Origin of the sequence: Parafrankia sp. Ea1.12 (genome assembly GCF_900465275.1) — a bacterium.
Classification (GTDB): domain Bacteria; phylum Actinomycetota; class Actinomycetes; order Frankiales; family Frankiaceae; genus Parafrankia; species Parafrankia soli.
Genome location: NZ_UBIZ01000180.1, coordinates 1 through 20,816, shown reverse-complemented (window position 1 = coordinate 20,816; position 20,816 = coordinate 1). Strand labels below are relative to the sequence as shown.

General features: G+C 71.4%; 16 protein-coding genes and 2 pseudogenes. 8 read left to right on the top strand and 10 right to left on the bottom strand.

The genetic code is table 11. The annotated features are described in order from the left end of the window. Positions 1–294: 294 nt before the first annotated feature. Positions 295–1,524 carry a group II intron reverse transcriptase/maturase gene (gene ltrA, locus FMEAI12_RS05585; RefSeq protein ID WP_235013734.1) on the top strand — a complete coding sequence of 410 codons (1,230 nt, stop codon included), beginning with the start codon at positions 295–297 and terminating at the stop codon, positions 1,522–1,524. Positions 1,525–1,932: 408 nt separating this feature from the next. Here the strand turns inward: ltrA and FMEAI12_RS05580 are convergent, their stop codons facing one another. After that, positions 1,933–2,307, bottom strand: a complete 375-nt coding sequence (locus FMEAI12_RS05580) for a tyrosine-type recombinase/integrase (RefSeq protein WP_112105222.1) — start codon at positions 2,305–2,307, stop codon at positions 1,933–1,935. A gap of 179 nt (positions 2,308–2,486) precedes the next feature. On the opposite strand from FMEAI12_RS05580, the gene FMEAI12_RS05575 reads away from it, so the two are divergent. From FMEAI12_RS05575 to FMEAI12_RS05565, 3 genes are all read left to right on the top strand, one after another. Further along, complete coding sequence (locus FMEAI12_RS05575) at positions 2,487–2,918, top strand: hypothetical protein (protein ID WP_160144238.1); 432 nt, start codon at positions 2,487–2,489, stop codon at positions 2,916–2,918. Between the two features lie 385 nt (positions 2,919–3,303). Next, complete coding sequence (locus tag FMEAI12_RS37815; RefSeq protein WP_131627556.1) at positions 3,304–3,948, top strand: DDE-type integrase/transposase/recombinase; 645 nt, start codon at positions 3,304–3,306, stop codon at positions 3,946–3,948. A gap of 113 nt (positions 3,949–4,061) precedes the next feature. Then, positions 4,062–4,544 (top strand): GNAT family N-acetyltransferase, encoded by a 483-nt coding sequence (locus tag FMEAI12_RS05565; RefSeq protein ID WP_112105225.1) that lies wholly within the window; start codon positions 4,062–4,064, stop codon positions 4,542–4,544. Between the two features lie 34 nt (positions 4,545–4,578). On the opposite strand, the pseudogene FMEAI12_RS05560 reads toward FMEAI12_RS05565, so the two are convergent. After that, a pseudogene (locus tag FMEAI12_RS05560) lies at positions 4,579–5,246 on the bottom strand (class I SAM-dependent methyltransferase). A 143-nt stretch (positions 5,247–5,389) separates the two neighbouring features. On the opposite strand from FMEAI12_RS05560, the gene FMEAI12_RS05555 reads away from it, so the two are divergent. Next, positions 5,390–6,043 (top strand): hypothetical protein, encoded by a 654-nt coding sequence (locus FMEAI12_RS05555; RefSeq protein WP_235013732.1) that lies wholly within the window; start codon positions 5,390–5,392, stop codon positions 6,041–6,043. Between the two features lie 195 nt (positions 6,044–6,238). After that, positions 6,239–7,030 carry a VOC family protein gene (locus FMEAI12_RS05550; RefSeq protein ID WP_112105220.1) on the top strand — a complete coding sequence of 264 codons (792 nt, stop codon included), beginning with the start codon at positions 6,239–6,241 and terminating at the stop codon, positions 7,028–7,030. A gap of 142 nt (positions 7,031–7,172) precedes the next feature. On the opposite strand, the gene FMEAI12_RS05545 is transcribed toward FMEAI12_RS05550, so the two are convergent. From FMEAI12_RS05545 to FMEAI12_RS05530, 4 genes are all read right to left on the bottom strand, one after another. Beyond that, on the bottom strand, positions 7,173–7,604 hold the full coding sequence (locus tag FMEAI12_RS05545) for a nuclear transport factor 2 family protein (RefSeq protein ID WP_071063508.1): 432 nt from the start codon (positions 7,602–7,604) through the stop codon (positions 7,173–7,175). A 19-nt stretch (positions 7,605–7,623) separates the two neighbouring features. Beyond that, positions 7,624–8,835, bottom strand: a complete 1,212-nt coding sequence (locus FMEAI12_RS05540) for an amidohydrolase family protein (protein WP_112105219.1) — start codon at positions 8,833–8,835, stop codon at positions 7,624–7,626. 295 nt (positions 8,836–9,130) lie between these two features. Then, positions 9,131–11,518, bottom strand: a complete 2,388-nt coding sequence (gene hypF / locus FMEAI12_RS05535) for a carbamoyltransferase HypF (RefSeq protein WP_112105218.1) — start codon at positions 11,516–11,518, stop codon at positions 9,131–9,133. An 89-nt stretch (positions 11,519–11,607) separates the two neighbouring features. Then, positions 11,608–12,873 (bottom strand): hypothetical protein, encoded by a 1,266-nt coding sequence (locus tag FMEAI12_RS05530; RefSeq protein WP_112105217.1) that lies wholly within the window; start codon positions 12,871–12,873, stop codon positions 11,608–11,610. Positions 12,874–13,485: 612 nt separating this feature from the next. On the opposite strand from FMEAI12_RS05530, the gene FMEAI12_RS05525 reads away from it, so the two are divergent. Further along, positions 13,486–15,063 (top strand): ABC transporter substrate-binding protein, encoded by a 1,578-nt coding sequence (locus tag FMEAI12_RS05525; protein ID WP_112105216.1) that lies wholly within the window; start codon positions 13,486–13,488, stop codon positions 15,061–15,063. A 72-nt stretch (positions 15,064–15,135) separates the two neighbouring features. On the opposite strand, the gene FMEAI12_RS05520 is transcribed toward FMEAI12_RS05525, so the two are convergent. Beyond that, positions 15,136–16,179, bottom strand: coding sequence for a 3-oxoacyl-[acyl-carrier-protein] synthase III C-terminal domain-containing protein (locus tag FMEAI12_RS05520; RefSeq protein WP_112105215.1), 1,044 nt, complete (start codon positions 16,177–16,179; stop codon positions 15,136–15,138). 153 nt (positions 16,180–16,332) lie between these two features. On the opposite strand from FMEAI12_RS05520, the pseudogene FMEAI12_RS05515 reads away from it, so the two are divergent. Then, a pseudogene (locus FMEAI12_RS05515) lies at positions 16,333–17,085 on the top strand (ABC transporter permease); the annotation flags it as partial. On the opposite strand, the gene FMEAI12_RS05510 reads toward FMEAI12_RS05515, so the two are convergent. The 3 genes from FMEAI12_RS05510 to FMEAI12_RS05500 form a co-directional block, all read right to left on the bottom strand. Then, positions 17,059–18,645: an MFS transporter gene (locus FMEAI12_RS05510; protein ID WP_112105213.1), complete on the bottom strand. Its 1,587-nt coding sequence runs from the start codon at positions 18,643–18,645 to the stop codon at positions 17,059–17,061. The pseudogene FMEAI12_RS05515 and the gene FMEAI12_RS05510 overlap by 27 nt on opposite strands. A 413-nt stretch (positions 18,646–19,058) precedes the next feature. Beyond that, positions 19,059–19,910, bottom strand: a complete 852-nt coding sequence (locus FMEAI12_RS05505; RefSeq protein WP_112105223.1) for an MBL fold metallo-hydrolase — start codon at positions 19,908–19,910, stop codon at positions 19,059–19,061. Between the two features lie 46 nt (positions 19,911–19,956). Further along, positions 19,957–20,469, bottom strand: a complete 513-nt coding sequence (locus FMEAI12_RS05500; RefSeq protein WP_112105212.1) for a flavin reductase family protein — start codon at positions 20,467–20,469, stop codon at positions 19,957–19,959. Positions 20,470–20,816: the final 347 nt, after the last annotated feature.

Genomic DNA, 20,816 nt, shown 5'->3' with positions numbered 1-20,816 from the left:
TAACCGGTGATCCCGGGAAGTGGGTGGCGGGCTGGGTGGGCGTCGGAGGCGGCCATATTACCGATCGAGCCGACCGGACAACATAACCGGCGGTGAGGGAAAGGGCCGCTACTTCGTCGATGCGTGCAGTTGGAAAGGAGGGGCCCGGTGAGTGCCATGGTTGCTAGTCCCACCGCTGGTGGATCCCGTGGGGATTCGGTCCGTGCCTTGCAGCACACGCTTTACCGGACGGCCAAGGCCGATCCCGGACGGAGGTTCCATGCGCTCTCGGACAAGGTCCACCGTAGGGACGTCTTGGAGCGCGCGTGGGTTCAGGTGCGCGCCAACAAGGGGGCATCTGGCGTCGACCACACCACGGTGGTCCAGGTCGAGGAGTACGGGGTTTCCCTGCTCCTGGGTGAGTTGGCCGCCGAGCTGCGGGAAGGAACGTATCGGCCGCTACCGCTGCGGCGGGTCCTGATCCCGAAATCTGGGGTGAAGGGCGGGTTCAGGCCGCTGTCGATTCCCGCTGTTCGTGACCGCATCGTGCAGACAGCTACCAGGATCGTGCTCGAGCCGGTCTTCGAGGCTGACATGGCCGAATGTTCGTTCGGGTTCCGTCCACGGCGTTCGGCGCACGACGCCCTGCGGGTCCTCGTTGACGAGGCCGCGCGGGGCAGGCGGTGGGTGGTGGAGACGGATATCGCCGACTGCTTTACGGCGATCCCGTTTGACGGGTTGATGCGGGCGGTCGAGGAACGGGTCTGTGACCAGGGCCTGCTCAGGCTGGTGCGCGGGATCCTGCGTGCTGGTGTGATGCGGGACGGCGAGGTCCGGCGGAAGGTCAGTGGGGTCCCGCAAGGGGGTCCTTTGTCGCCGTTACTCTGTAATGTCTACCTGCACCGGCTGGATCGGTCGTGGGATGAGGGTGACGGGGCGCTGGTACGTTTTGCCGACGACCTGGTCGTGATGTGCTGGTCGCAAAGCCAGGCGGAGCGGGCGCTGGAGTGCCTGACCCGGTTGCTGGCTGACCTGGGCTTGGAGCCTAAGGCGGCCAAGACCCGTATCGTCTACCTTCAGCCTGGTGGAGGGGGCTTTGATTTTCTGGGCTTTCACCACCGGCTCGTGCGGTCCCGAGGAGACCGCGGTAGGCGAAAGGTGACGTTCCTCGCTCGCTGGCCTTCGGACAGGGCGATGCGGCATGCCCGTGACCGGATTCGGGAGATTACCGACCGGTCGCGGCTGTTGTTACCGCCGCAGGTGATCGTGGAACGGCTCAACGCGTTCCTGCGTGGTTGGGCCGGCTACTTCCGCTTCGGGCATTCTGCCCGGCATCTCGGCGCGATCAGGAGGTTCGCGCAGGAGCGACTGGTCCGGTTTGTGCGGGCCCGTCATAAACGCAGCATGGGGTTCGGCTGGTGGGTGCTGTCGCGCTCGCGGCCGGTTGACCTCGGACTGATCGGCCTGTATGGGATCACTGTTTCACCCAGGGCTGGGAAGACCTGGCGGGAGAAATCGAATGCCGGCGGTGAACGACGTCGGTAAGCCGTGTGAGGGAGAACCTCATGCACGGATTGACGGGGGGCGGCTGGAAACGGAGCATGCCATGGACGGTCGGGATGAAAAACGCGGGGGAAACCACGCGGACAAAGGTACCGGACCTTGTGCCTAAAGCGAGATGCCACCGCGCCAGTCGCCTACCCTACGATCATGGTGTTCCGCGGCACCGCACGGAACCGCACGGACCTCCGCGGACCTCGTAGAACCCCGCGGACCCCGCAGAGCCCCCCAGAACACTGCGGCGCCCGTGCCGACCGGCGTCCCCTGCGGGAGGGGCTCTGCCGGGCGGTCTCCAAGACGAGGGAGCGGTCGAGCAGGGGACGCCATCATGTCTCGTTGTCGCGGTGCCAGTCGATCGTGGCCTCGGGGCGACCGGAATACGACCGGAAGCCGCTATAGCGATCTTCGGCGGGTGTGGCCGAAGAGTTCGGCGACGGTGACGAGGCCGGCTGCGGCGGCGATGGTGGTGGTGTGGGCGCCGGCGGTGGACAGCCGGCTGCCCTGCTGGTTGAGGAACAGTGCGGGCCCCTCGGCGCCGGGCCAGTCCGCGCGTTCGCTGAGCCAACCGGTGAACGCGGCGCGCAGCGGCGGGTGGATGGGGACCTGGCGGGTCTGGTCGCCTTTGCCGTGGACACGCAGACTGCCTCTGCGGGCGGACAGGGCGACGTCGTCGATGCCGAGGCCGACGGTTTCGGCGATGCGGGTGCCGGCGTAGAACGGGGTGAGGGCGAGGGCGTTGTTCACGGTGCGCGGGGCGCGCTTGGCCACGTTCTAAAGTCCAGCCGACACCGACGTCTTGCTCCCCGTGCGGTGCCTGATTGTCCCGCCTCGACGAACTTGGCCCGATCCGCAGATCCCTGTCTGTCAGACTCCCGTGAGACATGAGGATCACCGAGACTTCTGTAGCGTAGGGCGAGACGGGATCTTCAAGACCAGTGACGTTGACCATGGCAGACATGGCCTCCTCGAAGCAGGAGGATGGCGGGGTGAGCTCGTCTGGAGGACCGCGGTCGGACCGGCCGAAGCGCCGGAGCTTCACCGCGGCCTACAAGAAGAGAATCCTGAACGAGTACGACGGGTTGACCGAGTCGGGTGAACGAGGCGCGTTGCTGCGCCGGGAAGGTCTTTACCGCTCCCACATCCAGAAGTGGCGCGAGGCGCGGGACCAGGGGGCCAGCGAAGGTCTCACCGGAAAGCCCGCCGGTCGGCCCGCGGCCAGCGAGACGGATATCGATAACGAGCGGCTACGCCGAGAGAACGAACGGCTCGCCACCGAGCTGGCAAGAACGAAAGCAGCGCTGGAAGTCGTGGGAAAAGCACACGCGCTCTTGGAACTGATCTCCGAGAGCGCGGATTCCAGCAAGAAACCCGGCAGGTAGTAGACGAGGCGTTCACCTCGCTGGTGCCACTGACCTCGATCAAGGTCGCGTGCGACCTGCTCGGGATGTCCCGGGCGACGGTGTACCGTCGGCGTAATCCCACACAATCCACAGGACGCCTGCCCCGGGCCCCGGCCGTCCACCCGGCAGCACTCGACGACACCGAACGCGAACGGCTACTGGAGCTCCTCAACAGCGACCGGTTCGTCGACAAGTCCGCCGCCCAGGTCTGGGCGACCCTGCTCGACGAGGGCGTCTACCTGGCCAGCGTGTCCACCATGTACCGGCTGCTGCGTGCCCGGCACCAGACCGTGGAGCGGCGTGCGCAGGCCACCCACCCCGCCCGGAAGAAACCGGAACTACTCGCGACCAGACCCAACGAAATATGGAGCTGGGATATCACGAAGCTAACCGGACCCGTCCGCGGTGTGTGTACTTCGATCTGTACGTCATCCTCGACATATTCTCCCGCGAAGCCGTCCACTTCGAGGTTCATCCCACCGAGACCGGTGAACTCGCAAAAGCCTTCATCGAGCACGCGGTCGCCGTGAACGGCGACGTCCAACCGAACGCCGTCCACGCCGACCGCGGAACCTCGATGACCTCCCAGTCGGTAGCCGCCCTCCTGGCTTACCTGAACATCGACCAGAGCCATTCCCGCCCGCACGTCTCCAACGACAACCCCTACAGCGAAGCGAACTTCAAGACACTCAAATACTGCCCCGCTTTCCCGGGACGTTTCGGTTCTCTCCAGGACGCCCGCGTCTTCTGCGACGTCTTCTTCAGCTACTACAACAACGACCACCGGCATTCAGGCGTCGCTCTACACACCCCAGCCAGCGTCCATGACGGCACCGCGCACAAGATCCAGACCCGACGCGCCCAGGTCCTCGACGCCGCCTACCTCGCCAACCCCGAGCGGTTCCACCACCGACCAACTCCGCCTGCGCTACCGACCAAGGCGTGGATCAACCAGCCCCCAGCGATCATCGAGACCGAGGAGACGCTACACACGAACGAAGCCGCCTGATGTCTCACCATGTTTGACAGGCTCCGGATCTGGCTGTCTCACTGAATCTGGTCCGCACCGTCCGGCGGAGCGGCGATCCTGAGCCCGTGGAACCTGTGCTGGAACCAGACCCGGTGACGGTTCGTCTCGCGCATGGCGATGATCTTCCCGCCGCCCTGGACGTCTGGCGTGAGGCCAACAGTGCCCGTGGACGACCTCCCGACGCTCAGCGGATCGCCAGGGTGCAGACGAAGCTCGCCGCCCCCGATGCTCTCCTGTTTATCGCCTGCGCAGGAACGAGGGTTCTCGGCATGCTGCTGGCCGAACCGGGCCGCGGTCAGAACGGGCAGGGAGCGAGGCTGGACGGGCTGTGTCACATCTCGATGGTCTTCGTCCACCCCGACCGCTGGGGGCGACGAGTGGGAGAGCAGCTGATCGGGTATCTCGTGGACCAGGTTGGCAGCCACGGGTACGTACGGCTGCAGCTGTGGACCGGAGCTGACAACGACCGCGCGCTGCGCCTCTACCGTCGGGTCGGCTTCGTTCCCAGCGGACGGATATCCCGGACGGAAGGTGGAACAGCGATCGTGCAGCTCGTTCGCTCGGTCGCGTCATAGCAACTTCGCCAGGGCAGCCACACCAAGGTCCGGCTCACCTGGCCTGGGCGCCGACCACCCAGCAGGCCGCGGTGAAACGGACCTCGGCGCCGTGCACATAGGGATCGAACGCGGCGCGGGCCGTTTCGACGACCTGCCCGCGAGTCCGCTCGTCCACGTCCCGCAGGGCCTGACCGACCGGGCCGAACCGGGTGAAGTAGGGGACCAGCTCGTGTTCGGGAAACACACAGGACGCATCGACCGGCCGGATGTCGATCCCGGCCCATCCGCCGCGGCCCGTCGCAGGTTCGCGAAGGCGGCGACGGAGTCACCGAAGAACATGACCCCGAAACGGGAGACGATCGCGTCGAAGGCGGCGGGCTCGAACGCGTGATCCTGCGCGTCGGCGCGGATGAAGACCGCCCGCGCCCCCTCCTCGTCCCGCTCGGCCCGCGCCCTGGCGGCGGCGAGCATCGGGTCGGAGATGTCCACGCCGACGCAGCGCCCCTGCGCCCCGAGCCGCCGGGCGAGGGCGACCGTCGTGGCGCCCGTGCCGCCGCCGACGTCGAGCACATACCCGGCACCGGTGGCCGAGACCGCGTCGACGAGCAGGTCCTCGAACGGCTTGAACATCCGGTCCGTCAGGGTCTGCGCCTCGGCCCAGGCCTGCCCGGCCGGTCCGTTCCACCGCGCTGCCTGGCCGCCATCCCCGGTGACATTCATGATCGGCTCCTGTGTCTGTCTCGGCTTCGCTCACATCCGGCTCACACGGCCGGCTGATGTCGTCGGTCCTGCCGGGCCGGCACGTCGGCCGGTTCGGCGGACGGCGACATCATCACTGGAGCGACAGGATGGACCGGACGAACATGGCAGACCGGGGGAACCGCACGGATCGGCGGGCTGGCGGCGGCCGCCGCGGCGCGCGAGCGGGTCACGAGGGACGAACCAGCGGGGGGCCGCGACCGCTGCCTGCCAGATCCCTGCTGCTCCTCGCGCTGGCGGTCGTGATCGGGCTCGGGCTAACCGCCTGCCGGGCCGGTTCCGTCTCGACTGCGGGCTCCGCGCCCGCCCCCGCTGCCAGCGCTGGTACCGGCGCCGAGACGGCTGACGCGACGACCGCGTCGCAGTCGCCAGAGCCGGCGGCGCCGGCGGGCGGCGCGGGTGCCGGCGGTCCCGGTTCGCTGACCGTCGACATCACCTCGCCGGTCGACGTCGCGGGGCATGTGTCGACGGCCGTGAGCTGCCAGTCCACCGCGCGGCGCTACGTCGAGTCCTCGACGGCCACCATCGAGGGCAGGACGGTGTCGCAGGGGGTGCGGGTCGCCGGCTACGACGGGCCGGGCAGTTACCCGGCCGTCATCACGGTCTCGGTCGTCGCGCCCGACTCCGGCCGCTACGCGATCGACGCGGTTCCCGCCACCGTCGAGATCACCTCGGCCGGCGGCTCCGTGTCGTTCAGCGCGAGCACGTCCGGCGGGCGCACGCTCGCGGGCTCGATCGTCTGGGCCTGCTCCGCCTGACCTGACGGGTGCCGCGGGGGACCTCACGTCGGCCCGCGGCACCGCCCGTCCACCCGCCGCGGAGGAAGTTCGAGACAGGCCGCGCGGCGGCGATGAGTTTCTGTCGGTGGGTAGGTCCACTCTGTCGACTGCACGCGAGCAGCGGCCGCGAACCCCGCGCCGCCCACCACGTGCCCGGCGGCGAAGGAGCCCACGATGCCCGCTCACGACACCACCCTGCCCGGCGCGCCCTGCTGGGTCGACCTCATGACCTCGGATGCGGCGAAGGCCCGCGAGTTCTACGCGGAGCTGTTCGGCTGGACCTCCGAGGAGCCGAACGAGGCGTTCGGCGGCTACTTCAACTTCTCCAAGGACGGCAAGGTGGTCGCCGGGGGGATGACGAAGCAGCAGCCGGAGCTGCCCGACGTCTGGTCGGTCTACCTGCTGACCCCCGACGCGGAGAAGACCGCCGCGGCCGTACCCGCGCACGGCGGAACGATGATGATCTCGCCGATGCCGGTCGCCGACCTGGGCGTCATGGCCGTCCTCACCGACCCGGGCGGCGCCGTGGTCGGCATGTGGCAGCAGGGCCTGCACCGCGGGTTCGGAGTGCTGGCCGAGCCGGGCGCGCCGGGCTGGTTCGAGCTGCTCACGCGGGACTACGCCGCCGCGGTCACCTTCTACCAGGAGGTGTTCGGCTGGAAGACGAACGTCGTCAGCGACACGGACGAGCTTCGCTACACCGTGCTCGTCGATGACGCCGGCGAGCAGCACGCCGGGATCATGGACGCGTCAGGCTTCCTCCCCGAGGGCGTTCCGGCGCACTGGGGCGTCTACTTCGCCGTCGAGGACACCGACGCGACGCTCGCCCTCACCGTCAAGCTGGGGGGCGCGGTCGTCCAGCCGGCAATGGACACCCCGTATGGCCGTCTCGCGATCGCGACCGACCCGACGGGGGCGACCTTCAAGCTGGTGGGGAAGAACATCGAGGAGCCGGCGAAGGACTGAGGCCGTCCCCGCACCGTGCGGATCCGCGGGCGTCGGCCTCGAGCAGGCGGGAAGCCGACGCACCGCGGCGGTGAGCCCGGCCTGCCCCTCGGCGACGACCTCCCGCTGGATCATGAACCGGCTGGGACCAGGCCGGTCACCGTCATGACGACAGGCGCTCGATGACGTGCGGGATACCCGAGTCGTGCACACCGCTGCGGCGGATGAAGGTCATCGCTCTGGTGCGCAGCCGCCACCCCTCGGCGGTGCGCAGGTAGGTGTCCTTGTAGTAGCCGATGCGCATGTCGTGATTGGCGTGCTCGATGAAGCACAGCGGCTGGGTTCCGGTGGCGTTGAGGCCGTCGTCGGCGAGCTCGACCAACGAGGTGCCGGTGAGGAACAGGCCCTTGGGCGCGGCGGCGACCAGCGTCGGGAAGTCCTTGAGGGCGAAGGTGTCCCCGAAGGCGGTGTAGGTGCCGTCCGGGGTGAAGACCTTGAGTAGTCCCTCGACGTCGCCCTGCGTGATCGTCACCGCGTAGCGGGCGAGTAGCTGCTGGATCTCGACCAGGTCCTCGGTCCGGCTCGGCCCGGTCACTGCGGGTCCGGTGGCAGGCTCAGTAGACAAACTGCTTACCGCCCTTCATGACGAACGGGACCCGCTGCAGGACGCGGATGTCCTCGAGGGGGTTGCCGCGCACGCCGATGACGTCGGCGAGCAGGCCCTCGGCGAGCCGGCCCCGGTCGGTGACGTTGATGAGGTCCGCGCCCACGATGGTCGCGGCCTGGATCGCCTGCAGCGGGGTCATGCCCCGGTCGACCAGGGCGACCAGTTCGAGGGCGTTCTTGCCGTGCGGGATCGCCGGCGCGTCGCTGCCCACCGCGATCTTCACGCCGGCCTCGATGGCGTTGCGGATCGAGGCCTTCGCGCGGGGGAAGATGAGGGCGGCCTTCGCCTGGATCTCCGGCTCGGCGTCGTTCAGCACCGGCATGTTGTCGATCAGGGCCTGGGTGGCGACCACCCAGGTGCCGCGCTTGATCAGCAGGTTGATGGTGTCGTCGTCGATCATGAACGCGTGTTCGATGCAGTCGACGCCGCACTCGACCATCTGCCGGACGGCTTCCGAGCCGTGGGTGTGCGCGGCCACGCGTAGGCCGCGTCGGTGTGCCTCGTCGGTGAGGGCCAGCACCTCCTGGTCGGAGTAGTGCCGCGCGCCCGAGGGCCCACTGTGGGACATGGCCCCGCCCGAGCCGCACATCTTGATGACCTGGGCGCCGTGCTTGATGTTGTGCCGGACGGCCCGGCGGATCTCGTCGACGCCGTTGGCCAGGCCCTCCTCGACGGTGAGTTTCAGGACGTGCGGGGCGAACGCGCCGAACATCGTCGGGTCGAGGTGGCCGCCGGTCGGGGTGATGGCGTGGCCGGCGGGGACGATCCGCGGGCCGTCGACCCAGCCGGCGTCGATCGCCTTCATCAGCGCCACGTCGAGCAGGTAGCCGCCGGTCTTGCAGAACAGGCCGAGGTTGCGCACCGTGGTGAACCCGGCCCGCAGGGTCCGGCGGGCGTTCTGGGTGGCGCGCATCATCCGCAGCGGCGGGTCGTCGCGCATCTGCCCGGTGAGCGGGTGCTCGCCGGGGCCGCCCATCAGGAGGTTGAGCTCCATGTCCATCAGGCCGGGCAGCAGGATCAGGTCACCGAGGTCCATGACCTCGCCCTCGGGCTGGCCGCCGAGACCGACGATCCGATCGTTCTCGATCTTCAGGATCCCGGGCCGGGTGATCTCCCCGGTATCGACATCGAGCAAGCCGGCGGCCTTGAGTGTCAGCACCCTGTGTCCTCCTTGTCCGCGGTGACGTGACTGATCGCGGTTTGATGCCACAACCAGCAGAAATCCCGCTCTCACAGTTAAGTATCAAATTCTCACGAGCTGGGTGCAGACGTCGCCGCCTGGCGGATCCGTCCCGGGGCCTCGTCGGTCGCCTCACTTGCGGCCTCACACGGCCGTGGTCGTGGGCCGCCGGGTCATCCACGGGAGCGCGTCGCCCGCGTTCTCGCCCGCAAGCCGCATCCGCGGCATCCGCGGGCGGACTTGTGCTGAACGACCGTACAGAAGTGGCGTTCGCCTAACAAGGGTCGGCAAGGGCCCGGGCGGCGGCCGTGGCGATCGCGGCCTGGCCGAGGGCCAGCCCCCCGTCACCCGGCGGGACCACACGGTGGACGAGCACCTCGAATCCCGCGGCGGCAAGCTGGGCCCGGCAGGCCCGTACGAGGACGACATTGGCGAACACCCCCCCGGTCAGCCCAACCAGGCCGACACCGCGGCGGCGCCGGGCCGTCTGCGCGACCCGGGTCACCGCGTCGGCGACCGCCAGGTGGAACGCCGCGGCGAGCGCGTCCGGGGCGAGGCCCGCGTGCAACCCGTCGACGATCTCCGCGATCACCGGCGCCGGATCGAGCACGCGGCCGTCGAACCCGAAGGCGACCGCGGGACCGGGCCGGCGGCTGGCGGCGGCGAGCGCCTCCAGCTCGAGGGCGGCCTGGGCCTCGAAGGTGCTCCGCTGGCGCACGCCGAGCAGGGAGGCGACCGCGTCGAACAGGCGGCCCATGCTGCTGCTGGGCACGCAGGACACGCCGCGGTCCACCAGCGCCCGCAGCGCCCGCAGTTCGGTGGGGGAGCAGGCCCGCACCGGGGCCAGGTCGGCCGTCCATTCGACGCCGGCGGCGGCCAGGTGGGCCAGCGCGCAGCGGTAGGGGCCGCGCGCCGCCGCGTCGCCGCCGGGCAGCGCGACGGGACGCAGGTGCGCGACCCGGTCGGCGTGGGTGACGTCCGGGCCGACCAGCAGTGCCTCGCCGCCCCAGATCGTGCCGTCGAGCCCGTAGCCCGTGCCGTCGAAGGCCATCCCGAGGATGGTGTCGCAGAGGCGGCCGTGTTCGGCGAGCAGCGCGGCCACGTGGGCGTGGTGGTGCTGCACCAGGTGGGTCCGGCCGCCCTGGCCGGCCGCCCGCCGGCCCGCCCAGGCCCGGGTGACGTAGCCGGGGTGCAGGTCCGCGGCGACGGTCGCCGGCTCGGCGGCGTACAGGTCGGTCAGCCGGGCGCTCGCACGCTCCAGCGCCAGCAGCGCGTCGAGTCCGCCCATGTCGCCCAGGTGCTGCGAGACGATCGCCCGGCGACCGGCGGTCAGGCAGAACGCGGACTTGCCGTCGCCGCCCACGGCGAGCACGGACTCCACCGGACGGCCGAGGTCCACCGGCAGCGGCACGTAGCCGCGGGAGCGGCGCAGCGGCAGCACCTGCTCGCCGTCCCACCGCACGACCGAGTCGTCGCACGGCTGCAGGATCGGCCGGTCGTGCAGCAGGTACGCGTCGGCCAGCCCGGCCAGCCGCCCGGCGTCGGCGTCGGCGTCGGCGTCGGCGAAGCAGATCGGGTCGCCCGAGCGGTTGCCGCTGGTCATCACCAGCGCCCGGGGCGGGGGCGGGCCGCCGCCGGGCACCGGCGCGAACAGCAGGTGGTGCGCCGGCGTGTACGGCAGCAGCAGGCCCACCAGGGGGCTCCCGGGCGCGACCCGGTCCGACAGGGGGGCACCGGGCCGGCGCCTGGCGAGCACTATCGGAGCGGCCGTGGAGGTGAGCAGTTCGGCCTCGGCGGTCGAGAGATCGGCCATCTCGGCCGCCGTCGCCAGGTCGCGCACCATCACCGCGAAGGGCCTGTCGGGCCGTCCCTTGCGCGCGCGCAGGAGCTCGACGGCGCGGTCGTCGTCCGCGCCGCAGGCCAGGTGGAAGCCGCCGATCCCCTTGACCGCCACGATCCGTCCCGCGGCGAGGGCGCGCTGGGCCGCGGCCAGCGCGGCGTCCGTGCCGTGCGTCTCGGGTCCCTCCCGGCCGGCCTGGGCCGCGACCGCCACGCGGAACCACAGCCGCGGCCCGCAGGCCGGGCAACAGACGGGCTCGGCGTGGAACCGCCGGTCGCGGGGGTCGGTGTACTCGGCGGCGCACCGTGCGCACATCGGGAACCGGGCCATCGTCGTGGTGGCGCGGTCGTAGGGCAGCGCCTCGATGATGGTGAAGCGTGGCCCGCAGTTCGTGCAGGTGACGAAGGGGTGGCGGTACCGCCGGTCCGCCGGGTCGAACAGTTCCCGCAGGCAGTCGGCGCACACGGCGACGTCGGGCGCCACCATGGTCCGGGCACCGGCCGCCGAGGTGCTGGCCACGATCCGGAATCCGTCGTCTCCACGGCGGTTCAGGTGGGTGACGGCGACGCGGTCGACACGGGCCAGCGGCGGGGCCGGCGCGGCCAGCCGGCGCAGGAACTCGGCGACCGCCGGCCCGTCGCCCTCCACCTCGGCGACGACGCAGCCGGCTTCGTTGCCGACGAGACCGGCCAGCCCCAGCGCGGTGGCGAGCCGGTGGACATGCGGCCGGAAGCCGACCCCCTGGACGACCCCCTCGACCGTCACCCGCCGCCGGATCCGGCCGGCCGACCGGTCATCCGCGGCCGGCGATGCCGCCGGCACTGACGCTGACGCCGGCACTGACGCTGACGCCGTCGGTGCCGGCCCGGGGGCCGCCGCCGGGTTCCGTGGCGACGTCCCGGGCGGGCCTGTCACGTGGCCCGGCTCATCGCGACGTGGCGGGTGATCTCGTCGAGCACCTCCCGTACCGCGGCGGCGGCGCCGGTCTCGCCGTTCTGCTCGAAGATCGAACGGGCCTCGTGCAGCACCGCCGTCGCCTGCGGGAAGGCTCCCAGGTGTGCCAGCGCGTTGCCCTGGTTGGCCAGCGCGCGGGCGTAGCTGAGCGGGTCGGCCAGGCCTTCCCGGGTCGTGATGACCTCCTGGTAGCGGCCGACCGCCTCGACCAGATTGTCCCGCCGGTGCGCGGACGGCGCGTAGACGAGCGCGTTCGCCAGGCTCAGCTGGGTGCTCGCCCACTGCTCGGGATAGGACTGGCGGGTGTACACGGTCAACGCGGTGCGCAGGCCCTGCATGGCGACCCCGATCCGCAGCTGGTCGGACGCGGAGTTCATCGGCATGGCCAGGTAGGCAGCGGCCAGGTTGACCTGCGCGGACGCGAACAGCTCCGGGGCGGTGTCGACGGTGATCAGGCGCAGCGCGGCCAGGTAGTGCTCGGCGGCGGTGCGCAGGCCGGCCAGGTCGTCTCCGGCCAGCTCGTGGTGGACCGAGCCGAGCGTCAGGTGCAGCTCGGCCCGCCCGGTGGCCAGGTCGGTGTGCTCCAGTGCCGCCAGCGCGGCGGTCAGGTCGGTGGCGACCGCGGGGCTCGGTCCCTCGGCGTCGCGGCGCAGGCCCGCGGCCGTCGCCATGAGCTGGGCGGCCAGCCCGGGGGAGGGATCGGCGGCGGCGGCGATGCCCTCGCCCAGCATCCGCGCGGCGTCGTCGAGCCGGCCGGCGGCCATCGCGTGCGCGGCGTGCGCGGACCACGCCAGGGCCGCGATCTCGCCGGTCTCGCTGGTCAGCGGCGGCGGCTCGTCCAGCTCACCGAGGGCGAAGCGGACGACGTCCACCAGGATGCCCAGCTCGGCGCCGAGCGCCTCGCGCAGCGCGGCCGGGTCCTCCGGCGGCCGGCCCGCGGGGCGGAGCACGAACCGGTTGTAGCGGGTGACCGGGTCGTCGCCGCGTAGCAGCTCGACCGCCGCGATCACGTTGCCGCGGTAGGCGAGCTCGAGCGCGGCCAGCTCCGGCGGCCATGCCGAGGGCAGCCGTCCATCCGCCAGCGTGCGGCGCAGGCCGGACGTCGTCTCGCTGCCGGGGACCAGCAGGAATCCCGCGGGCAGCGGGAACACCCCGACAGGCTGCGGGCGTGCGCAGCCGGCATACGTGTCGGTGCCCGTGGGGGCGTTGTCGTCTGCAGCCATCTGTGTCACCCGTCGTGGTTCGAGTCGTGTGCCTCGGCCGCGTCACCGGCGGGTCGCCGGACGCCCCCTCCTGGGATCGCGGCGCGGATGACATCGGTACCCCCTCGTCGGGTGGGCGCTCCCGGGCTGGTGGGCCCGCGGCGCCGTCCCGCTCGTCGGGTGCCCGCACCTCGCGGCCCGCTCGCGACGCGTCGGCGCGTGGACGCCTTCGGCAGGGAAACGCTATGTGCCAAGGGCCCGGACGCCGATCGACAGTGCGCGGACGCTGCCACCAACGCGCCCGGCCGTTTGGGACGCCGCTGCCCGGGCTCCGGAGCGACCCGGGCTCCGGAGCGGCCCGGGCTCCGGAGCGGCCCGGTGGGCGGTCGTCACGGCGGCTCGTCAGACACCGTGGTGGACTCGTCATGTAGAACGTAGTTCTCGCTAATGAAAGTACGTAGCCGCACGCTTGAGTAGACGTTGACTTCGCTAAAACAGCGTGACACAGTTCACTCCCCAACGGCCCTTGTGACGTGCGCGGCCAATCGATTCGGCGGTGGCTGCCCTCACACCGCTCCGGCAGCGACCCCCGCTTCCGCGGGCCGGACATCTGGCACTGGAGAGAGGACGACGATGATCCGTACGAGGCGATTACTCGCCACCGCCGCCGTGTGCGCCGTGGCGATGTTCCTGGGGGCGTGCGGTGGTGGCGGCGATGGCGACGGCGCCACGGGCGCCGCCGCCACGGGTGCCACCGGGGAACCGGTGGCGGGCGGCAAGGGACGGATCCTCATGCTGGCCGACACCAGCTCCATGGACCCGGCCAAGCTCGGCAACGCCTACGCGGCGACGGCTGTCCTGGGCAACGCCCTGTACGGGACGCTGATGATCGACGACGACAAGGGCCAGGTCGTCTACAAGATGGCCGAGTCGTTCACGAGCAGCGACAACGGCTCCACCTTCGAGCTCCGGCTGCGGCCGGGGCTGGTCTTCTCCGACGGCAGCCCGCTCGACGCCGCCGCCGTGAAGTTCAACTGGGAGCGCCTCAAGGACCCCGCGAACGCGTCGAGCTACCGCGGGGACGCCATGATGATCGCCTCCACCGAGGTGGTGGACGACCGCACCCTGAAGGTCTCGATGGCCGACCCGGTGCCGAACTTCGCCGACGTCGTCCTCACCACGGGGATGAACTGGATCGCCTCGCCCGCGGCCCTGCAGCGCGGCCCGCAGGCGTTCGAGCAGAACCCCGTCGGCGCCGGTCCGTTCAAGCTCGAGCGCTGGACCCGGCAGGCCGACATCGACCTGGTGAAGAACCCGCGCTACTGGGACGCGCCCCGGCCCTACCTCGACGCCCTCACGATCCGCGCGGCCGTCGAGTCCAGGCAGCGTTACAACACCCTGCTCACCGGAGGCGCGGACGTCGCCATCGAGTCGGACTGGATCAACCTCCACAAAGCCGCGGAGAGCGGCCAGCCGAGCATCAGCAGGCCGGTCAACGGCGGCATCTTCATGGCGCTCAACATGCGCCGGGCGCCGTTCGACGACATCCGCGCCCGCCAGGCGGTGGCCGCGGCGCTCGACCTGGAGGCGCTGAACCTCGCGGTCTACGAGGGCGACGGGCAGCCCGCCGAGACGCTGTTCAACGACGCCTCACCCTTCTACTCCCAGACGCCCCTGAGGCGCGCGGACCGGGCGAGGGCGCAGCGGCTGTTCGACGAGCTCGCCGCCGAGGGCAAGCCGGTGTCCTTCACGTTCACCAGCTTCCCCAGCTCCGAGAGCCGGGCGATCGCCGAGAACGTCCAGGCCCAGCTCAGCAGCTTCAAGAACGTCAAGGTGCAGGTCAAGGTCGTCCAGCTCGCCGAGTACGGCAAGATGAACGCGACGCACGACTTCGACACGTTCATCACGTCCGCGTTCTTCCAGGACCCGGAACCGAAGTTGTACACGGCCTTCCGCGGCGGCAGGGCCACCAATGTGCCCGGGGTCGACGACCCCCAGCTCAACGAGGCCCTCGGCACCGGCCGGACCGCGTCGGCGGAGGCGGACCGCAAGGCCGCCTACGACACGGTCCAGCAGCGGTTGACCGCACTGACCCCCGGGATCTTCCTCCAGCGGGTCGCGCTCAGCGCCGTCTCCGGCAAGAACGTGGGCGGTCTCGCGCAGTACGGGCTCGGCTCGCTGCTGCCCGAGGAACTGTGGATCAAGAAGTAGGGCCTGAGCGGTAGCCCCCTGATCCAGGGCGGGGAGCCGGCAGCCGCCACGGCTGCCGGCTCGTGCCGCGGGTCAGGCGGGTTCAGGTGCGGTCAGCGCCGCGCAGGACCAGGTGAAGCCGGCGCCGGTGCTCATGACCAGGGCCGTCTCGCCGGGCGCGAGCATCTCGCGGTCGAGCAGGTCGGCGATGCCGGCGGTCAGGTCGCCCGCGCCCAGATGCCCGGTCGAGCGGCCGAAATCGACCGCCTCGGCGCCGGTCAGCCGTTCGACGATCGGGCCGAAGACAGACAGCAACGGGCTTCGGTGCACCCGCGGCAGCACCACGCACCGCAGCCTCGGGCTGCCCACGTCGGCGCCGGCCTCCTTCATGGCCAGCCCCAGCAGGGTCTCGAGACGCTCCCGCTCGGCCGTCCGGTAGCCGGAGCTGCCGTTGCGGCGCAGGTAGGCGCGTTTCGTGCGGCGGACGTCGACCGACTCCGCCGCCGCGCGCGCGGCGGCGCCGAACGAGTCGTCGCCGCGGTGCATGGCCTCGAGGTTCGGCGCTGACACCGAGGTCACCGACACCAGCCGCAGCCCCGCCGGCACGGGAGCCGCAGGCTCAGCGAGCTCCGCGGGGTTCGTCCGGCTTACCAGCACCGCGCTCGCGCCGTCACCATAGGCGACGCCGAGGTCGCTGTTCCAGCGGTCGAATCCCGGGGGGCAGAAGCGGTCCGCGGTCGTGACCAGGACGCGGGTCATCGTGGGATCGCCCAGCAGGTGGGCAGCCGCGGACTGCAGTGCGGCGGCACCGCCGTTGCACATCTGCTGGATCCCGACGGGCATCGCGTCGTGGGCGCCGAGCTGGTCGGCGATGTAGTGCGCGGGTGACCAGAAGTCGTGCCCCTGGTAGTAGCTCCAGGCGTGCAGAAGCAGATCCAGCTCGGCGCCGCGCCAGCCGGCCCGGGCCAGCGCCGCGTTGGCGGCGAGCACCGCCATCTCCGGCGCGGACGGCCCGTCCGACACGGCCAGCATGGTGTAGCCCGTGTCCTCGAGTGTTCCGCCCACCTCGGAGGGCGGCTGCCGGCGCGGGGGAAGCCAGGTGGCGGCAGAGTTGACGTAGATGGTGTCAGTCCTCATGCGGTCGCGATCTCCCCAGCGGGTGGCGGGCAGGGCGGCAGGGCACAACGGGAACCACCATCGACCTGTCAAGGATAGGCGGCACCGTCAGCGGTGTCGCAAAGTCCTGGAAACGGCGCCCGGTCGGCCTGGTGACGTCCCCGCGAACCGGCGGTGGCGAGCACACAGGGTTATCAGGCCGCACGCCGCGGGCCAGGACGCGGGAAACTGCCAGGATGGCCCGACCGCACCCGACCGCCGGTGGACCGCGGTCGCCCGCCGGTGGGTAGTCACGCGGATCTGCGCCTCGGCGCGGGGCTCCTGCTCCTGCTGGCGCTCGCGGTGGGGGCCCTCACCTGGGCCCGGGTCGCCCGGCGCAGGGACGTTCTCACCGCCTCGCTGCGTGCCGCCGTCCAGCTCACGGTCATCGGTCTGGCCCTGCGCGGGGTCTTCGCCGCCCCGCCGACCACGGTGATCGTCGTCGTGCTCATGCTCACCGCGGCGGTGGGGACTGCGACCCGCCGGCTCACCGAGCTCGCGCCCGCCGGCCGGGCGGTGCTCGTCTCCTGCGTGATCGGGGCCGGTCTCCCGATGGGGGCGGTCTTCGCGGTCGGGGCGCTCGAGCCGTCCACCCGGAACCTGATCGCGCTCACCGGGAGCCTCGTCGGCGGCACGATGACGTCCTGCACGCTCACCGGGCGGCGGCTCGCCGCGGGGCTCCGGCTGCGGTGGGACGAGGTCGAGGCCTGGCTCGCTCTCGGCGCGACATCGCGGCGGGCGTGCCTGGACATCGCCCGCGCCAGCGTCTCCGAGGCGCTGGTGCCCGCGCTCGACCAGACCCGCACCGTCGGGCTGGTCACCCTCCCCGGCGCGTTCGTCGGGGCGCTGTTCGGCGGGGCCTCACCCGGGCAGGCGGCGCGCTTCCAGCTGATCGTGCTGGTCGGCCTGCTCGCGGCGGAGAGCATCGCCGGGGTCACGCTCGCTCACATGCTGGGCGCGCCGAGCCGCCTGCCCGGGGTCGCGGCGGACGCCGAGGACCGACCGGACGCCGTGCCTGCGGCGGCCCGCCGGGACGTCGGCCGCTTCGGCCGCAGCCGCAGCCGAGTCCGTGGCCGTGGCGGCGTGCCGTGAGCTCAGCATGATCGTCACCCCGCCCAGCAGGGCGAATCCCGCGGCGATCAGATACGCGGCGGCGAACGGCCCCGGATGGAGCGTGTCGGCGACGACCGCGGAGAGCAGGCTCGTGCCGACGACGCCGCCGATCTGGCCCGCCGTCTGCTGCAGGGAGGCGACCAGCCCGAAGCTGTCCTCCGGGACGGAGCCGCTCGCGATCACGATCAGTGGCGGCTGCGCGTGCCCGAAGGCCAGGCCGCTGCCGATCAGGCCGACGATGACCAGCCACAGCATGTCCGACCGGGTGCCGAACGCCATCACGGCCAGCGCGACCACGTAGGCCGCGCCCGCGCCCGAGGCGAGCGCGCGCGGCCCGATCCTCGTCCCCACCCAGCTCGCCGACGGCGCGGCCAGCGCGATCGACAGCGTGCGGCACATCGTCACCGCCGAGGTCAGGGCCACCGACAGGCCGAAGAGCCCTTCCAGCAGCAGCGGGGTCACCAGGAAGTTCCCGAGGTGCGCGGCGGAGATCATGAACGACGCCAGCCCGGCGGTGCGGACGTCCCGTTTCGTCAGCAGCTCCATCGGGACGACCGGGTCGGTGCTGCGCCGCTCGACCACGGTGAGCAGCCAGAACAGTGGGACCACCGCGACGAGCAGCGCGATCACGATCGGCCGTGGCCCCCACGCCGCCGCGCGGTTCACCCCGAAGGTGAGCGCGAAGACGGCGGCCGCGAGCACCACCGCGCCGGTGCGGTCCAGTGGACGGCGCAGCCCGTCCCGGTCCGGCGGCAGCACGCGGAGCGCCGCGACCAGCGGGACGACCGCGATGCCGGCCTGGATGAAGAACACCGCCCGCCACCCGACGGCGTCGATGATCAGCCCGCCGACGGCGAGACCGGTGACCGCCGCCCCGGACAGCACCCCCGACGCCCACGCCGACGGACGCACCCGCTCCTGCGGCGGGAAGACCGCGAACAGCATCGCGAACGACGCCGGGATCGTCGCCGATCCCGCGAGCTGGGCGACGACGCGGAACCCGATCAGCGACGCGGCGTCCCACGCGAGCCCGGTCGCCAGCGAGAAGACGACGGCGAGGGCCGTGCCGATCAGGAACGTCCGGCGGTGGCCCCGGATGTCGCCGATCCGGCCGAGGATGGGCATGGCCACCGCGAGGGCGAACAGGGAACCGGTGACCGCCCAGGAGATCACCCCGGTGCTGGAGCCCAGGTCGTCGGCCACTGTCCGCAACGAGACTGTGAGCAGCGTCGCGGTGAAGGTGGTCGCGAACATCGCGGCCAGGCAGGTGAGCAGGACCTGACGTCGCGCGGCCACGTCGCCGCCGGCTCGGCCCTCTCCGGGCTCGGTCGGCATCCGCTCTCCCCCCGCGCGGGCGCGGGGGCGCCGGCCGCCCAATCGTCTGTCGCGGAAGTGCTGGAAGCAACCAATCCGCCCCGATCGGCTCCTCAGAAGCAGCCGCAACAGGGCAGTCTCCGGTCCACGGCCGGGGACTGCCCGTCGATCTCACAGCTGCGGTCTCACATGTGCACTGCCGTCCGCGCGGTGGCCTGGCTGGTGTCCGGGGCGCCGGGGCGCACCAGGAGCCCGCAGATGATCGCACCGGCCGCGAGGATGCCCGCGCCCCAGGCGAAGCTGACGCGATGACGAACTGACGCGCCGTCGCCCGCTGTGGCCCGCTGTGGCCGATCGGCCGCAGGCCACGGTTGATCATGGTGTTCCGCGGAACACCGGAGCGCCGGTGCCGACCGGCCGGCTCCGTCGCGGTATTAGGCCCGCGGCGTCTGTTCCGCTGCCGCCGGCGCTGGGTCGGTGACAAAGTGCAGGTAGCGCTCGGCGGAGCGGTGCATTGCGCCATGGCCGTCCGAGCGGACGATGGTCTGCCAGAACGCGCCGTAGATCGCGTCGAAGGCGAAGGGTTCCAGCAGCCGCACGGCCCGGCGCACGGTCTCCGGGCGTTCCGGGATGTAGTTCGGGTACGAGTACATGAAGCTCACGTACCTACGGTCGAGGACGACCTGGAGGATGTCCCCGGAGAACAGGGCGCCTCGCCCGTCCTCGCCAGCGGCGTGATGCAGGACGGTGCCGCCGGCGAAGTGCACACCGCCGTTCACCAGGGTCAGCCCGTCGCCGATGGTGAGGGTGTCACCCGTCCACAGGTTGACGGCGGCGCAGCGGCGGCCGAGCCACTGCTCGTCGGCGGCGTGGACGTAGATCGGGACGTCGCCGAAGGCGCGGCTCCAGTCGACCATCGAGCCGTAGAAGTGCGGGTGGCTCACGGCGATGGCGGTGATCCCGCCGAGCTCGGTGACCTGGGCGATCAGGTGGTCGTCGAGGAAGGGCACGCAGTCCCAGAGGATGTTGCCGCTCGCCGTGGTGACGAGCAGGGCCCGCTGGCCGATGGAGATCTTCGGCGCCGAGCCGATGCCGTACACGCCCGGGCCCTCGGGTTCCAGTCGGCTGCGGAAGCCGTCCGAGCGGAGCTCGCCGAGGGTGGTCCAGCGCTGCCCGTCCCAGCCGACGTACTGCCGCTCGTCCTCGCAGACCGGGCAGTCCGGTCGCGGCGCCGCGTACTGCACCCCGCAGGTGACGCAGATCGGCAGGCCGGTGGCGAGATCCACGATGCTGTCCTCCGCGGAGCGGTCGGTCCGGGCGACGGGCTGGTTGTCAGATGCTGGCAAGCTGCCGGAACCGGCTGCCGTGGAAGACCAGCGGGGTGACGTTCGCGTCGGAATCCAGGGCGTGGATCCGCAACAGCGCGATCAGATGGTCGCCTGCGGGCACCTCGCTGACAAGCTCGCACTCGAGGGTCGCCGCGGACCCGGCGACGAACAGCGCGCCACCGGACGTCGAGGTCAGCTCCATGCCGGCGAACCGGTCACCGTCGCGGGCGGAGAGCTGACGCGCCGCCAGGTCGTGGGCCTCCCCGAGGACGCTGACGCCCAGTCGGCCGAGCGCCCGCAGCCGGGGCCAGGTGGTGGACGAGTTAGCCACGCACACCGAGACCAGCGGCGGATCCAGGGAGACCGAAATGAACGAGCTCACCGCCATCCCGACCGGCTCCCGGCCGGCGAGCCCACAGACGGCGGTGACCCCGCTGGGGAAACAGCCGAACGTCGTACGCAGCAGGCGTTGGTCGACCGCAGTGGCGTTGATGGCGGTCAGTCGCGCGTTGACCATCCAAGGTCTCCTCTCGTCGGGAGTCTCCCGCGACCACTCGTGTCTCCGGCCGGAGGACACGCCTCTCGCGGGCTCGCCTCCGCGCCGCGCGCCCGCATCACCTTGCTCACCTAGGACATGCTTCGACCGCTTTCTCTTCCCGTTCCGGGCATGGGATTTCCCGCGCCGACAGACGGCGAGGTGGGGGTGCCGTGGCACGACTGACGGCTAGTGGTCGTCGCCGTTAGTTCGTCGGTGATGGGTGGTGGCGGGTAGGTAGAGGCCGGCGGCGAGGTCGAGTGCGGCTTCGGCGGTTCCGGTCGGTGAGCCGTCGGCCAGGACGGAGTCGGCGTAGTCGTCGTGGCTGG